The sequence below is a fragment of the Kitasatospora cheerisanensis KCTC 2395 genome, from assembly GCF_000696185.1.
Taxonomy (GTDB): domain Bacteria; phylum Actinomycetota; class Actinomycetes; order Streptomycetales; family Streptomycetaceae; genus Kitasatospora; species Kitasatospora cheerisanensis.
The window spans coordinates 5623827-5637942 of sequence record NZ_KK853997.1 but is presented as its reverse complement, the minus strand read 5'-3'; the positions used below and the strand labels follow the sequence as shown (position 1 = coordinate 5637942).

Here is a 14116-nt window from a genome sequence, read left to right as displayed (position 1 = left end):
CTCCACCCGTGGGTGGAGAGCCCTTCCTCAGGCCGTGCTCAGGCGTCGATCCGGGACCGGTCCATGGTGGCCGCCGAGTCCACGATGAACTCCCGCCGCGGTGCGACGTCGTTGCCCATCAGCAGGTCGAAGGTCTTCTCCGCGGCCTCCAGGTCACCGAGGTTGATCCGGCGCAGGATCCGGTGCCGCGGGTCGACGGTGGTCTCCGCCAGCTGGTCGGCGTCCATCTCGCCGAGGCCCTTGTACCGCTGGATCGGGTCCTTCCAGCGCAGCCCCTTGCCCTGGAACTCCAGCAGGGTGCGGCGCAGTTCGGCGTCCGAGTAGGTGTAGTGGTACTTCTCCTGGCCGCGCTTGGGGTTGGTCAGCTCGATCCGGTGCAGCGGCGGCACCGCCGCGAACACCCGGCCCTGCTCGACCATCGGCCGCATGTAGCGGTGGAACAGCGTCAGCAGCAGGGTGCGGATGTGCGAGCCGTCGACGTCGGCGTCGGCCATGAAGATGACCTTGCCGTAGCGGGCCTGGTCGATGTCGAAGGTCCGGCCGGAGCCCGCTCCTATGACCTGGATGATCGCCGCGCACTCGGCGTTCTTGAGCATGTCGCTCACGGACGCCTTCTGGACGTTCAGGATCTTGCCGCGGATCGGCAGCAGCGCCTGGAACTCGGAGTTGCGGGCCAGCTTGGCGGTGCCCAGCGCCGAATCGCCCTCGACGATGAACAGTTCGCTGCGGTCCACGTCGTCGCTGCGGCAGTCGGCCAGCTTGGCGGGCAGCGAGGAGGTCTCCAGCGCGGTCTTCCGGCGCTGCGCCTCCTTGTGCTGCCGGGCGGCGACCCGGGTCCGGGCGGCCGCCACGACCTTCTCCAGCACCGCGCGGGCCTGGAGCTTCTCGTCCTTCTTGGCGGAGGTGAGGAAGCTCTTCAGCTCCTTGGCCACCACCGCGGCCACGATCCGGTTGGCCGCCGAGGTGCCCAGCACCTCCTTGGTCTGCCCCTCGAACTGCGGCTCGGCGAGCCGAACGGTGACCACCGCGGTCAGGCCCTCCAGCGCGTCGTCCTTGGTGATGTCGTCCTCGGCGACCCGCAGCAGCTTGCTGGAGCGCAGCACCTCGTTGACGGTCTTGGCGAGCTGCCGCTCGAAGCCGTTGACGTGGGTGCCGCCCTTGGGGGTGGCGATGATGTTGACGAAGGAGCGCAGCGTGCTGTCGTAACCGGCGCCCCAGCGCAGCGCGATGTCCACCCCGAGCTCGCGGGTGACCTCGGTGGGGGTCATGTGCCCGAGCTCGTCGAGCACCGGGACGGTCTCCTTGAAGGTGCCCTCGCCGCGCAGCCGCAGCACGTCGGAGACCGGACGGTCGGGGGCGAGGAACTCGCAGAACTCGCTGATGCCGCCGTCGAAGCGGAAGGTCTCCTGCTCGACCTTCTCGCTCTCCGTCAGCCGCTCGTCACGGACCACGATGGTCAGGCCGGGCACCAGGAACGCGGTCTGCCGGGCGCGGGCGTGCAGCGACTCCAGCGAGAGCTTGGCGTCCTTGAGGAAGATCTGCCGGTCCGCCCAGTAGCGGATCCGGGTGCCGGTCCGGGTCTTGGCGAACTTGCCCTTCTTGGTCAGCCCGCTGCCGGCCGTGAACTTCCCGTCCGGGCCGTCCTCGGCGAACGCGCCGGGGGTGCCGCGCCGGAAGCTGATCGCGTGGGTGGTGCCGGACCGGTCCACCTCCACGTCGAGCCGGGCGGACAGCGCGTTCACCACCGAGGCGCCGACGCCGTGCAGACCGCCGGAGGCCGCGTACGAGCCGCCGCCGAACTTGCCGCCCGCGTGGAGCTTGGTCATCACCACCTCGACGCCGGACAGCCCGGTCTTGGGCTCGACGTCCACCGGGATGCCGCGGCCGTTGTCCCGCACCTCGACCGAGCCGTCCTGGTGCAGCAGAACGTCGATCCTGTCGCAGAAGCCGCCGAGGGCCTCGTCGACCGAGTTGTCGATGATCTCCCACAGGCAGTGCATCAGGCCGCGGCTGTCCGTCGACCCGATGTACATGCCCGGCCGCTTGCGGACCGCCTCCAGCCCCTCGAGGACGAGCAGATGCCGCGCGGTGTAGTCGGACCCGCCCTCACCGGTCACCAGAGAGGACGGGACGGTCTTTTCTCCACTCACGCTCTGCACTCCTCCACGATGTTGACGGTCACCCCGCATGCTCTCAGCAACTGAGACTCCGGCCGCCGAGGCCCGCGCGCCTTGTACGCGCTGCGCGAACACGACTCCCGCCGCGAACGCGGCCCCCACCCTGCCATCTCCTGCCGACACCACGGGTCCTGGCGGACCGGGGCGGCCGGAGAGGGCTGCGGAGCTGCTGTGATGCGGTCAAACGGGGTCCGGGACGGGGCTTATGCTCCAACCCAGCGGAGGATTATGCTACGCGGACCCCGGACCCCGACCCGATCGGGCGTTCGAGGTGATCGGCGCACCATGGGAATCGGCAGGCATGAACCACCGGCGCCCGGGGCACGCCCTCATCAACGAGACAGCAGAATCCTCAAAGAGAAAAGCCACGAGCGGGAACGAATTCGACCTGGTTGGATGTTGATCCTGGTACACAGCTCGTCGAGCTAGAGAAGAGGCGACGTGACTACTGTTCTGACCCCTGCGAGCCCGCTCACCGCGGCTGACCGCTGCGACCGTTGCGGCGCTCAGGCTTACCTGCGCGTCGTCCTTTCCAGCGGCGGAGAGCTGCTGTTCTGCGCCCACCACGGGCGCAAGTTCGAGCCCGAGCTCAAGAAGATCGCCGTCGAGATACACGACGAGAGCGACCGCCTCTCGGGTACCTCGGCGACGGCCGGCGAGGGCGAGCGCTGACGCTCCCGCTCGTCTCCCGAGCTGCCTGAACGGCCGGGCAGCCCGCCCTTCGGGGTGGGCTGCCCGGCCGTGGCGTTTTCGCCCGGCCGCCGCCGGGCTGTCGCGCGGCTCACAGCGCGGTGCGCACCGACTCCGCCACCGCCGAGACCCGGGTGTAGACGCCGGGGTGCTCGGCCTCCGCGCAGCCGGCGCCCCAGGACACCAGCCCGGCCAGCCGCCCGGCCACCAGCAGCGGGCCGCCGCTGTCGCCCTGGCAGGCGTCCTTGCCGCCCTGCGCCGTACCGGCACACACCATGGTGCGCGCGTCGAACGCGCTGTCCTGCCCGCCCGGGTAGGCCCGCCCGCAGGCGGCGTCCGAGATGATCGGCACCGTCACCTGCCGCAGCGTGTTCGAGTAGCTGCCGTTGCCCCGGGTGTCTCCCCAACCGAACACGGTGGCCGGCGTCCCGGCCGCGTACGGGGTGCTGTCGCCCGCGCCGACCATCTCCAGCACCGGCCGGTCGGTCTGCGGCTCGGCCAGCGTGAGCACCGCCACGTCCCGGGTGTTCGCGGCGAAGCTGTAGCCCGGCTCGATCCACACGCCGCGCACCGCCACCTCCCGCCCCGCGCTGCCCCGCAGGTCGTCCCGGCCGACGATCACCCGCAGCGAGGGCCGGTCGGTCGGCCGGCCGCTGGACTCGTCGTAGAAGCAGTGCGCGGCCGTCACCACCTTGGTCGGGCTGACCAGCGCCCCGCCGCAGAACTGCCCCGAACGGGACGAGCCGAACTGCGGACGGCTGGACAGCGCCACCATCCACGGGTGGTCGCCGGTGCTCGCGGCCGTCCCCCCGACGATCCGCCGCTGCGCCGCGGCCGGGGCGGCCGAGCCCAGCGCGATCAGCGGGGCGGGCAGGGCTGCCAGGGCGACGAGCGCGACCGCCCGGCGGCGGAGCCGAGGCGCGGACGGTTCCAGGAAGGGCACCGGTTCTCCAGGGGTTCGGCGTGCAGGCGAGGTGCACTGGTCGGGAGCCGCACCGGTCGGAGTGCGACAACCTGCCCAGCGTAGTCACGCCGTCACCCGCCGTGCCGGGAGTCCGCGCCCCCGCCACCCCATCGGGCGACCCCCGGACACGCGAACGGGCCCCTCCGCCGGTGGCGGAGAGGCCCGTCCAGGTGACTCGGGACCGAGGATCAGTCCAGGTAGTCGCGCAGCACCTGGGAACGCGACGGGTGACGCAGCTTCGACATGGTCTTCGACTCGATCTGGCGGATGCGCTCACGCGTCACGCCGTAGACCTTGCCGATCTCGTCCAGCGTCTTCGGCTGACCGTCCGTCAGGCCGAAGCGCATCGAGACCACGCCCGCCTCGCGCTCGGACAGGGTGTCCAGCACCGAGTGCAGCTGCTCCTGGAGCAAGGTGAAGGAGACCGCGTCGGCCGGGACGACCGCCTCGGAGTCCTCGATCAGGTCACCGAACTCGCTGTCGCCGTCCTCGCCGAGCGGGGTGTGCAGCGAGATCGGCTCGCGGCCGTACTTCTGGACCTCGATGACCTTCTCCGGGGTCATGTCGAGTTCCTTGGCCAGCTCCTCCGGGGTGGGCTCGCGGCCCAGGTCCTGGAGCATCTGGCGCTGCACGCGGGCGAGCTTGTTGATGACCTCGACCATGTGCACCGGGATGCGGATGGTGCGGGCCTGGTCGGCCATGGCGCGGGTGATCGCCTGCCGGATCCACCAGGTCGCGTAGGTGGAGAACTTGTAGCCCTTGGTGTAGTCGAACTTCTCGACCGCACGGATCAGACCGAGGTTGCCCTCCTGGATCAGGTCCAGGAACAGCATGCCGCGGCCGGTGTAGCGCTTGGCCAGCGAGACCACCAGGCGGAGGTTGGCCTCCAGCAGGTGGTTCTTGGCGCGGCGGCCGTCCTCGGCGATGATCTCCAGCTCGCGCTTGAGCTTCGGGGCGAGCTTGTCGGCCTGGCTCAGCTTGTCCTCGGCGAACAGGCCGGCCTCGATCCGCTTGGCGAGCTCGACCTCCTGCTCGGCGTTGAGCAGCGGGACCTTGCCGATCTGCTTCAGGTAGTCCTTGACCGGGTCGGCGGTGGCACCGGCCACCGCGACCTGCTGCGCCGGAGCGTCGTCCTCGTCGTCGTCGGAGAGCACGAAGCCCTGGTCCGACTCCTCCTCGGACTCGCCCTCCTTGCCGTCGCCGGGCAGGGCCACGTCCTCGAGGAGCTCCTCCTCGCCGATCATGTCCTCGTCGCCCTTGCCGGACTTGCCGGCCGCGGCGGTCTTCTTCGCGGCGGTCTTCTTCGCGGGAGCGGCGGCCTTCTTGGCCACCGCCTTCTTCGCCGGGGCGGCCTTCTTGGCCGCCGGACGGGCGTCGGCGAGACCGATGGTCTCGACGACGGTGACCTCACTGGTCGTCACCGCGGCGGCGACCGCCACCGACGGGGCCGGGGTCGCCGCGGGGGCGATCCGGACCGGGGGCTTGGTCTGGGCGACCGGCGTGCGGGTGGTGACCGCCTTGGTCGCGGTGCGCTTGGTGGTGCTCTTGGCCGCGACGCTCTTGCGCTTGGCGCCGGCCGGCTCGGCCGCGCTGACCATCAGCTCCACCCCCTCCTCAATCAGCACCTGGTTGAGGCTGCGCATGACGTTCTTCCACTTGGTGACCGGGATCTGGTCCGCCTCGAACGCGTGGCGCACGTCGTCACCGGCGATCTGCCCCTGGGCCTTGCCCCGCTCGATGAGCGCCAGCAGTGCCGCGGACTCGGCGATCTCGGGGGGAAGCGAACGGGATGTGCTGGCCGACACGAACAACCTCTCGGACGATGAGTGGACGATCCCGCACCGACCGCCCGAGGAACTCGGGTGGGTGGACGGTGACCGGGGTCTGCAGGACGGCAGCAGCGCCGCGCACCAACACAGCCATCAGGCCTGTGCTGGTATTCCGGAGCTGCTTCCGCTCCGTACACATCGCTGCCGCCCCTCAAGTGTTACGCATGCCCGTCGTGGCGCCCGTCACACCACCCGACGGCCGGTACCGGCTGCCCCGGGCGGCCTATCGACGGCGGCCCCGACGGGGGTGCGGACGGGGCCGGTGACGCCTTCTCCCACCGGGCAGGCGGGGCCGTCCGGGCGGTCGCCCGGCCTCCCGACCGGTGTGGGACGGGCCACCCTGTGGGACGCGACACGCCGATGGCCCCCCGGCTGCGGGTGGAGCAGCTGAAGGGCCATCCGTTCGGAACGGGCGGGGCTGGGCCGCTCAGTGCTCCCGCGGAGCCGGAACGGCGTGCTCGATGTCCGGGTGGACGGTGAGCAGCGCCCGGACGGCCGCCTCGGCGGCGGTGCCGTCACCGGTGCCGAGCGCGTCGACCAGGCGGGTGTGCAGGCTGACCGCCGAGTCGGACGGGCGCTCGCAGGTGGTGCCGGAGCCGCCGGACACCTGGAGCGCGCCGGCCACGATCCCGGACAGGTGCTCCAGCATCCGGTTCCCCGCCATCTGCAGCACCAGGCCGTGCAGCTCGGCGTCGGCGCGGGCGTAGCTGACCAGGTCGCCCTGGCCGCCGGCCTGGCTCATGATCTCGGTCAGCTCGACCAGCCGGTGCTGGACGTCCTCCCGGCCGTGGCCGGCGGCGAGCCGGGCCGCCAGCGGCTCGATCGCCCAGCGCAGCTCGAACAGCTCGCGGCGCTGCTCGTCGCGCTGCGGCCCGAAGGCGCGCCACTCGATGATGTCCGGGTCCAGCAGGTTCCAGTCGCTGACCGGGCGGACCCGGGTGCCGACGTTCGGCCGGGCCGAGACCAGGCCCTTGGCCTCCAGCACCCGGAGCGACTCGCGCACCACGGTGCGGGAGACCTCGAAGCGCTGGCCGATCTCCTCCGGCACCAGCGGGCGGTCGGCGCCCAGGTCGCCGGAGACGATCATCTGGCCGAGCTGCTGGACCAGCTGGCCGTGCAGGCCGCGGCCGCGGCTGCTGGTGGTCTTCCGCCCGGCCCGGGCGAGTTCGCTCTCCGCGCCCTCCCAGCGGGGGGCGGGCGGCATCGGGCGGTCGGCGTACGGGAAACGGTCCAGCTCGGAGGCGGAGATCGACTCGGCCTGGCGAGCGGCGGTCACGGTGGGGTGCGCAAGGGTACTCACGCCATCCTTTGTCGGCGATCGGCGGAGCCGTCTTGAGCATTCTCCTGAAAAGCACACGAAAGGGTGATCGGCCGCGACTGGATAATTGACTTCTTATCAGCAAGAAATGCGCATATCGGTCATCCTGGCTCGAATTCGGCGACCGTTCCGGGGCGGTGCGGGCGGCGGTGTGTGCGGTGGTGCGTGCCGTGGTGCAGGCGGGCGCGTGGGTGGCTGTGCGCGATGGCGCCCACTGCGGGAGCGGCGAGGGCGGCCTGTCATGGCGTCAGCGTGGGCGATGCGGGCGCGTTCGCTGGCGCTGGCGGGGCGTTCGTGGGGGCAGGGGGTCGGCGGCAGGTGCGGGTGCCGCCGGGGTCGGCTCCTAGAGTGCGCGGCGGCGGAACTGGGCGATCACCACGGCCAGCACCAGCAGCGCGGCCGGGGCCAGCAAGGCGGCGACCACCACGGTGTCCAGCGCGGCCGCCGTCCGGTCGGCCGCCTCGCGCACCCAGCTCAGGCCGTACTGGAAGGGCAGCAACTCCCGTACCCAGACAGGCCAGTTCCGGCCAGTGCGGTGCAGCAGCAGGCCGGCGGTCGGCTCCAGCAGGGCGGGCGTCGCGCAGACCAGTAGGACCCCCGCGACGGCGCTGCGCACCAGTGCCGACAGCAGCAGGCCGGCCCAGCCTCCCGCCACCGCCAGCACCAGGTACGCCGGCAGCAGGCGACCGACCCCGCCCGCTGCGAACAGGCCCTCCGCCGGGGCGGGCGCGAGGCCCGGAAAGTGCGTCAGGTCGGCGAAGTCCGGCGACGCGAGCACGGACGAGGCGTCCACCGCGCCGGGCATCACGAACCGGACCACCACCGCGTTCACCGCGAGCGCCGCCACCGCCAGCAGGAGCGCCGCCGCCCCGACCACCACCGACTTCGCGGCGAGCGCGCCCAGCCGACGGCCGAGCCGCACCCGCGACGCGGCCAGACCCGGCCAGCGCATCTCGTTGCCGTACGCCAGCGCGCCGAGGACCGCCGAGGCCAGCGCCGCCAGCGGGAGCGGCAGCCACGGGACGACACCCGCCAGCGCGCGCGCCGCGTCCGTCGCCGCCAACTCCCCCGCCGGGAACCGCTGGGCGGACATCGCCGCCACCGCGCCGTTCAGCAGCAGCGCCGCCGCGACCACCATCCACGTGGAACGCACCCCGCGCAGCCGACGCACCTCACAAGCCACCAGACGCACCGTCACTCACTCCCGTTCTCGTCACCGGCGCCGCGCCTGCGCAACGCGCTCGCCCCGCCCTCGCCCGCCGCGACCTGCGTCCGGCCCTCCGCCGGACCGACCTGCGTCACCGTGCCGCTCGGCCGACCCGCCTGCCCTGCCTGACTCGTCCGGGCCGCCTGACTCGTCCGACCTGCCTGGCTCGTCCGACCTGCCTCATCCGCCTGACCGGCGGGGCGCAACTCGGCGGAGTGGACCGGACGGAGACGCACAGGGGCCTGTGCCGAGACGTGCTCCGGAGCCGGGACCGGGGCGTGCGCCGACGGGGCCGCCGATACGTGCACAGGTGCCTGGTGCGGCGTCCGGGGCGGCGCGGGGGTGCGGCCGACTCCCCTGATCCGGGCGGGAGTCAGCAGTTCCGCGTCGGTCGGGTTGGCGGCCAACTGTTCGGCGTCGAGCAGGATCGGATCTGGGTCGGGCGGCGCCGGGGTGGGCGCTGCTGCCGGTTCCGGTGCTGCTACCGGTGCCGGTGCGGCCTGGCTCACCGGGCGGTCGGGGTGCGGCTGTTGGGGCTTCGCGCGACGGAGGGCCGAAGCGCCGCGGGGTGCCCGCCGGATCAGGTCGACGGGTGCCTCCGCCGGGGCCACCGTGGTGGGCGCGGGCACGGCCGGGGCTGCCGGGGCGGGCGAAGGGGCGGCGCTGGCGCCTCGGCGGTGTTCGGCGCGGACGGGTCGGGGGCGAGTGCGGCGGCGGCCCAGCGACCGGCCTGGAGGCCGCGGTGATCGACGGTGCGCTCGGTTCGCCCGGTGCGCTCGACGCGCTCGCTGTCGGGGTGGGCGGACGGGCGGCCGACGACGGCGGGCCTCGGGGAGCGGGTGGGAGCGGGGTCCGTCGGGGACTGCTCGCCCGCGTACTGGCGGTCCGTCCGGATCGCCACCTCGCCGGAGCGGGTCGAACTGCCGGACGGGTCCGGGCCGCTGGGCAGCGCGGCCGGGTAGGAGAGCGGGCGCTGCACGACGCGGTCGGCCAGCTCGTGCAGCAGGACGCCGTTGCGGTAGGCGAGTTCACCGATCTCGGTGCGGCCGACTCCGCTCACCGCGAGACCGGCGCCGCCCTCGCGCCGGACGTGGGCGCCCTGGGCGACCAGCAGGTCCGCCAGGCGGGCCATCTGCGGCCCGCGGACCAGGACTTCGGGGTGCAGCCGGGTGCGGCGGAACTCCACCACCGGCTGGTCGGCGGCCAGCCGACCCGTGTCCAGGGTGACCACCCGGTCGGCGAGTGCGGCGGCCTCCTCCGGGCTGCGGGTGGAGATCAGCACGGTGCCGCCGGTCAGCGCGAAGGACCGCAGGAAGCCGTGCAGCCACTCCTCGCTGCGCGGGGACAGGCCCTCAGTCGGGGCGTCCAGCAGCAGCGTGCCGGGGTCGCCGAGTAGGGCGGCAGCGAGGGCGAGTCGGCGGTGCATGCCCGGGGAGAAGGTGCCGATCCGGTGGTCGGCGACGGGGGTCAGCCGGATCTGCTCCAACAGCTCGTCGGCCCGCCGGACCGGGACGCCGACCGCTCCGGCCAGCATCCGCAGGTGCGCCCGGGCCCGCTGCCCCGGATGGCCGGCCTCCGGCCGGGTGGACGGCAGCACCACGCCCACCTCCCGCTCCGGACGCCGGAGCCGCCGGTAGGTGCGACCGCCGAACAGGGTGATGCCGTGGCCGCGTTCGAGCTCCACCATCAACCGGAACGCGGTGGACTTGCCCGCCCCCTCGTCCCCCAGCAGCGCGGTGATCATCCCCGGACGGGCGTCGAAGGTCAGGTCCAGCACCGCCGGGGGCCGGCCCCTCCGGTACGTCTTGGTCAGTCCGGTGATCTGGATCATCGCCGCCCGCTCCCTCGCCCGCCGACAGACCGGGGTTCGTCCGCCGGGCCTGAGCCTGCACAGTAGGACGCGGAAGCGATGAAACCAGGCATTCCGGATGGGTCGTGGACGGTATTGGCGCCTAGCTCACCCGAACAGGCGACAACTCACTCACGCCACTGACGCCCGACCTAATGCGACGTCACCGTCCTTTGCCACCACGGGAGTCGACCCCGGGGCGGCGCACGGCGCGGACCCCGGACCCCGGACCTCAGGCCTCGGGCCGGAGCATCGGCGGGTTCAGGACCGTCGCCCCGCCCGCCTTGAACAGCTGTGCGGGGCGGCCGCCCTGACGGGTCGTGGTGCCGCCGGAGGGCAGCAGGAAGCCCGGGGTGCCGGTGACCTTGCGGTGGAAGTTCCGCGGGTCCAGCACCACGCCCCAGACCGCCTCGTAGACCCGGCGCAGCTCGCCGACGGTGAACTCGGGCGGGCAGAAGGCCGTTGCCAGCGAGGAGTACTCGATCTTCGACCTGGCTCGCTCCACCCCATCCGCCAGGATCTGGCCGTGGTCGAAGGCCAGCAGTTCGCCGTCGTTCCGGTCCTCGCCGAACAGTTCGCTGACCGGCGCCCACCGGGCGCTGCTGGCGTCGCCGCCCGCGCGCGGGGACGGCAGGTCCGGGGCGAGCACCAGGTACGCGACGCTCACCACCCGCATCCGGGGGTCGCGCTGCGGATGGCCGTAGGTGGCGAGCTGCTCCAAGTGCGCGCCGAACGGGTTCTGCCCCGCCAGCACCTGGCCCGGCGCGGTCTGCGCCCGCAGCCCGGTCTCCTCCGCCAGCTCCCGGGACGCCGCCTCGGCCAGGCCCTCGTCGGGTCGCACGAACCCGCCGGGCAGCGCCCAGTAGCCCTTGAACGGCGCCTCACCGCGCTTCACCAACAGGGCGCACAGCTCATGGTCGCGCACCGTCAGCACCACCAGGTCAACCGTGACTGCGAACGGGGGGAAGGCCGACGGGTCATAACGCGACATGTCGCCGATCTTAGTCGTCTCTCTGACGATAAAACACAGACCACGACCCTTTTCCGGTCTCCCGGGCCGCCCGCGGGGCAGTCAGCTGGCAGCCAGTTGCAGGAACGACGGCGCCTCCTCCACCACCGCGACACCGATCCGGCTGACCCGGACCGAGAACGGCTCGCCGGCCACCCGAAGGCCGGTGAGTTCCAGCGCGCCGAGCGGTGCGGTGCTCGCCGGACGCGTGGCCACCCGTCCTGACGGCACATCGGGCCGGACGCCGGCCAGCGACAGCACCAGGTGGACCGCGGCGGCCGCCGACATCGCGGCCGGCCGACAGGCCGCAGGGTGCGGCACCGGTGGGCAGTCCGCGACCTTCTGCTCGCCCGCGTACATCTCGGGCAGCCGGTGGTCGAAGTGCGCGGACGCCTCCAGCAGGCCCTCCAGCAGTATTTCGGCCTCGCGCTCGAACCCGGCGTCCACCAGCCCGCTGACCGCTAGCGCGGTCTCCTGCACCCGCACCACGCCGCTGCGGTGGCCGAGCGGGTTGAAGCGCGGGGACTTCGCGCTCAACGTCCGCAGGCCCCACCCGCAGTCGAGTTCGGGGGTCACCAGCCGCTGGGCGAGCAGTCTGGCCTGTTCCCGGTCGAGCAGGCCCTCGTGGAGTTCGCCCTCGGCGCCCAGGCCGACGTCGAAGAGGTGGACCACGGTGGAGGCGAGGGCCGGCACCGGACGGTCCGGGGCCAGCAGCGCCGCCGCCGGACGGCCGCCGGAGAGGTCGTCGATCCAGAACTGCTCGCGGAACCGTTCCCGCAGCTCGGCCGCCCAGGCCCGCCACTCCCCCGCCCCGGGGCGGTCGAACGCGTCCAGCAGGTCTGCGCCCTGGAGCGCCGCCCGGTGGGCCTGCGCCTGGACCTCGCACCTGGCCGGACCCGGTCGGGCGGCCCGCTCCTCCGGCGTCCGGCCGAAGTCGGTGACGAACCCGACCGGACCGTCCGGCCCCTCCGCCACCGCCGCCCGCAGCGCCCCGAGGGCACGCTCCGCGGCCGGCAGCAGCTCGGCGACCTCGGCCCGGGGCATGCCCCAACGCCAGGCCTCCGCCAGCACGGTGACGAACAGCAGGGTCGCCTCGGTGGCCGTGCAGCTGGCCGGCAGCTCGGGGCCGCCGTGCCGCAGCGGCCCCGGGATCACACCGTCCATGGCCTGCCCGGTCGCACCGCTCTCCGCCCCTGCGGCGGCCGGACTCCCCGTGCCCTGGGGCGTGCCCGACTGGGCTGGTGACGCCGCGCCGGTGCCGCCGGCCGCCGAGCTCCCGCCCGCCGCCGGGCCGGCCGCTGCCGGACTTGACGAGGCGTCACTTCCGCCGGCTTCGGACGGGCGGGCGGCGCCTGCCGGTGGCTGGGGTGCGAGGTGCTGGCGGCGGGCTGTCGCGCGGAGCGTTCCGGCGGCGAGCCGGGTGCCCAGCGGCAGCGTCATCCGGGCAGCCCAGAGTGCGTCCGCGGCGGTGAGGCCGAAGCGCCAGGGGGCGCCCGAGGCCGTGTAGAGGTCGGTCGGACGGTCCGCGTCGGCGAGCAGCAGCCCGCCCAGCGAGTCCAGGGCGCGGTCGACCAGGCGGGCGGCGCGGCGGTCGTCGGCCCGGACCTCCGGCTCGGACCACGGCAGCGGAACGCCCTGGCCGCGCCCGGTCGGTGGGCGGCCGGCCGACGGGCTCTCCAGCTCGACCCGCAGGTCCACGGACCAGCGGGCGCCGGGCTGGACCTCCAAGTCCCACCGGAGCACGCCCGCGCCGGCCAGCACCGCGTGCGGCGACGGGCGGGCGCTGACGGTGGCCGCGCGGCCCTGCCCGGCCCAGCGCAGGCCCGCGGGCTGGACCTGGCCCGGCAAGTCGGCCGAACGCCGGCCCGCCGCGATGTCGGTGAGCTGGCCCAGGTCGGTGCCGAGGGCGATCTCCAGCGGGAGGCGGGCCGGTCGGCCACCGGTGTTCCGGACCGTCACGGTCTCCGCGCCGTCGGCGTGCCGCAGCCGCTCGACCGTCAGCGCCGGGTCCGGATCCAGGTCGCCCGGCACCCGGACCGACCCGACGAATCGCGCCGCCGCCGCGGACGTCAGGGTGCCCTGGAGCGGCAGCGGCTCCATGCCGCCGAGCCGCAGCTCCATCCTGGCCAGCGTGCGCACCCCGTGCCGGAAGAAGCCGTGCAGGCCCTGGCCCCGGAGTTGCCCGTCCGGGCCGGAGGCCGCCATGGCCGGGGCGTTGACGCACAGGACGTCGTGCGCGGCCGAGGGCTGGGGCCGCGGTGGCACCGGCGGGCCCGGCTGCCGGGCCGGCCCCGGGGCCGTCGCACCGGCCACCTGCTCCGACCGGCCGCCCGCCCCACCGGGCACCGCCCCGGCGGGAGCTGACGGATGGTCGGCACGCGGCGCCGCCCCGCCGCGCGCCGGGACCGTCGCGCCCGGTGCCACCGCCCCCGGCACCGATCGGATCGGGGTGCCGTACGCCGGGGTGGCCCCGGGAGCGTACGGCGTGGGCGTGGTGACCGTGCCGAACGGCGGCGTGGCCCCGGCGCGTGCGGCATGCCGGCGGTGGGCGTGCCGTGCGGCGGGGTGACTCCGGGTGCGTAGGGCGTGGGCGTGGTGACCGTGCCGAACGGCGGGGTCGCTCCCGGCGCGTACGGCGCGCCGGCAGTGGGCGTGGTGTACGGCAGCGGGCCGACGGGGACCCCGGGCTGGTGGGCGCCGGCACGCGGCGGGCCGAAAGCGGGGGTTCCGGGCGTCGGCTGGCCGGGAACCGTCGGACCCGCTCCGGGCGTCCCCGAGGCGGGGACGGCGAGTGCCGGACCGGTGGGGGTGCCGTACGGGGGTGTGGCCTGACGGGGGTTCAGCGAGTCGGCCTGATGTGGGGGAACGGGGGAGCCGATGCTCCGGCGGGCGCCGGAGCGCCGCCCGGCACGGGCGGGTTGACGGGTTGCAGCGGCTGCGGCGCTGCTTGGGGTGGCCTTGAATCGGTCACCGGGCTCTCCTCCCCTCGACCGGCCGACGGCTGGGGGCCCGGCCGACCGCGAGCGTGCTCGATCGCGGACTGTACTGCTCTGCCGCCAGAACACGCGGCTCT

Annotated in this window: 9 protein-coding genes; 1 reads left to right on the top strand and 8 read right to left on the bottom strand. The window is 74.0% G+C overall.

The genetic code is table 11. The annotated features are described in order from the left end of the window. Window positions 1–38: 38 nt before the first annotated feature. Window positions 39–2189 carry a DNA gyrase/topoisomerase IV subunit B gene (locus KCH_RS25535; protein ID WP_425268821.1) on the bottom strand — a complete coding sequence of 717 codons (2151 nt, stop codon included), beginning with the start codon at window positions 2187–2189 and terminating at the stop codon, window positions 39–41. A gap of 429 nt (window positions 2190–2618) precedes the next feature. Between KCH_RS25535 and KCH_RS25530 the strand changes: the two genes are divergently transcribed. Next, on the top strand, window positions 2619–2849 hold the full coding sequence (locus KCH_RS25530; protein WP_035866827.1) for a DUF7455 domain-containing protein: 231 nt from the start codon (window positions 2619–2621) through the stop codon (window positions 2847–2849). Window positions 2850–2958: 109 nt separating this feature from the next. Here KCH_RS25530 and KCH_RS25525 read toward each other — a convergent pair whose 3' ends face one another. From KCH_RS25525 to KCH_RS25495, 7 genes are all read right to left on the bottom strand, one after another. Further along, on the bottom strand, window positions 2959–3810 hold the full coding sequence (locus KCH_RS25525; RefSeq protein WP_157032193.1) for a S1 family peptidase: 852 nt from the start codon (window positions 3808–3810) through the stop codon (window positions 2959–2961). Window positions 3811–4019: 209 nt separating this feature from the next. After that, window positions 4020–5636: an RNA polymerase sigma factor gene (locus KCH_RS25520; RefSeq protein ID WP_035866825.1), complete on the bottom strand. Its 1617-nt coding sequence runs from the start codon at window positions 5634–5636 to the stop codon at window positions 4020–4022. A gap of 451 nt (window positions 5637–6087) precedes the next feature. Continuing rightward, complete coding sequence (locus KCH_RS25515; RefSeq protein WP_035866823.1) at window positions 6088–6960, bottom strand: FadR/GntR family transcriptional regulator; 873 nt, start codon at window positions 6958–6960, stop codon at window positions 6088–6090. 361 nt (window positions 6961–7321) lie between these two features. After that, complete coding sequence (locus KCH_RS25510; protein ID WP_157032192.1) at window positions 7322–8131, bottom strand: hypothetical protein; 810 nt, start codon at window positions 8129–8131, stop codon at window positions 7322–7324. 634 nt (window positions 8132–8765) lie between these two features. Then, window positions 8766–10016, bottom strand: coding sequence for an ATP-binding cassette domain-containing protein (locus KCH_RS25505; protein WP_051653441.1), 1251 nt, complete (start codon window positions 10014–10016; stop codon window positions 8766–8768). Window positions 10017–10266: 250 nt separating this feature from the next. Next, window positions 10267–11025, bottom strand: a complete 759-nt coding sequence (locus tag KCH_RS25500) for an NUDIX hydrolase (protein WP_035866818.1) — start codon at window positions 11023–11025, stop codon at window positions 10267–10269. Window positions 11026–11106: 81 nt separating this feature from the next. Further along, on the bottom strand, window positions 11107–13356 hold the full coding sequence (locus KCH_RS25495) for an amylo-alpha-1,6-glucosidase (protein ID WP_051653440.1): 2250 nt from the start codon (window positions 13354–13356) through the stop codon (window positions 11107–11109). Window positions 13357–14116: the final 760 nt, after the last annotated feature.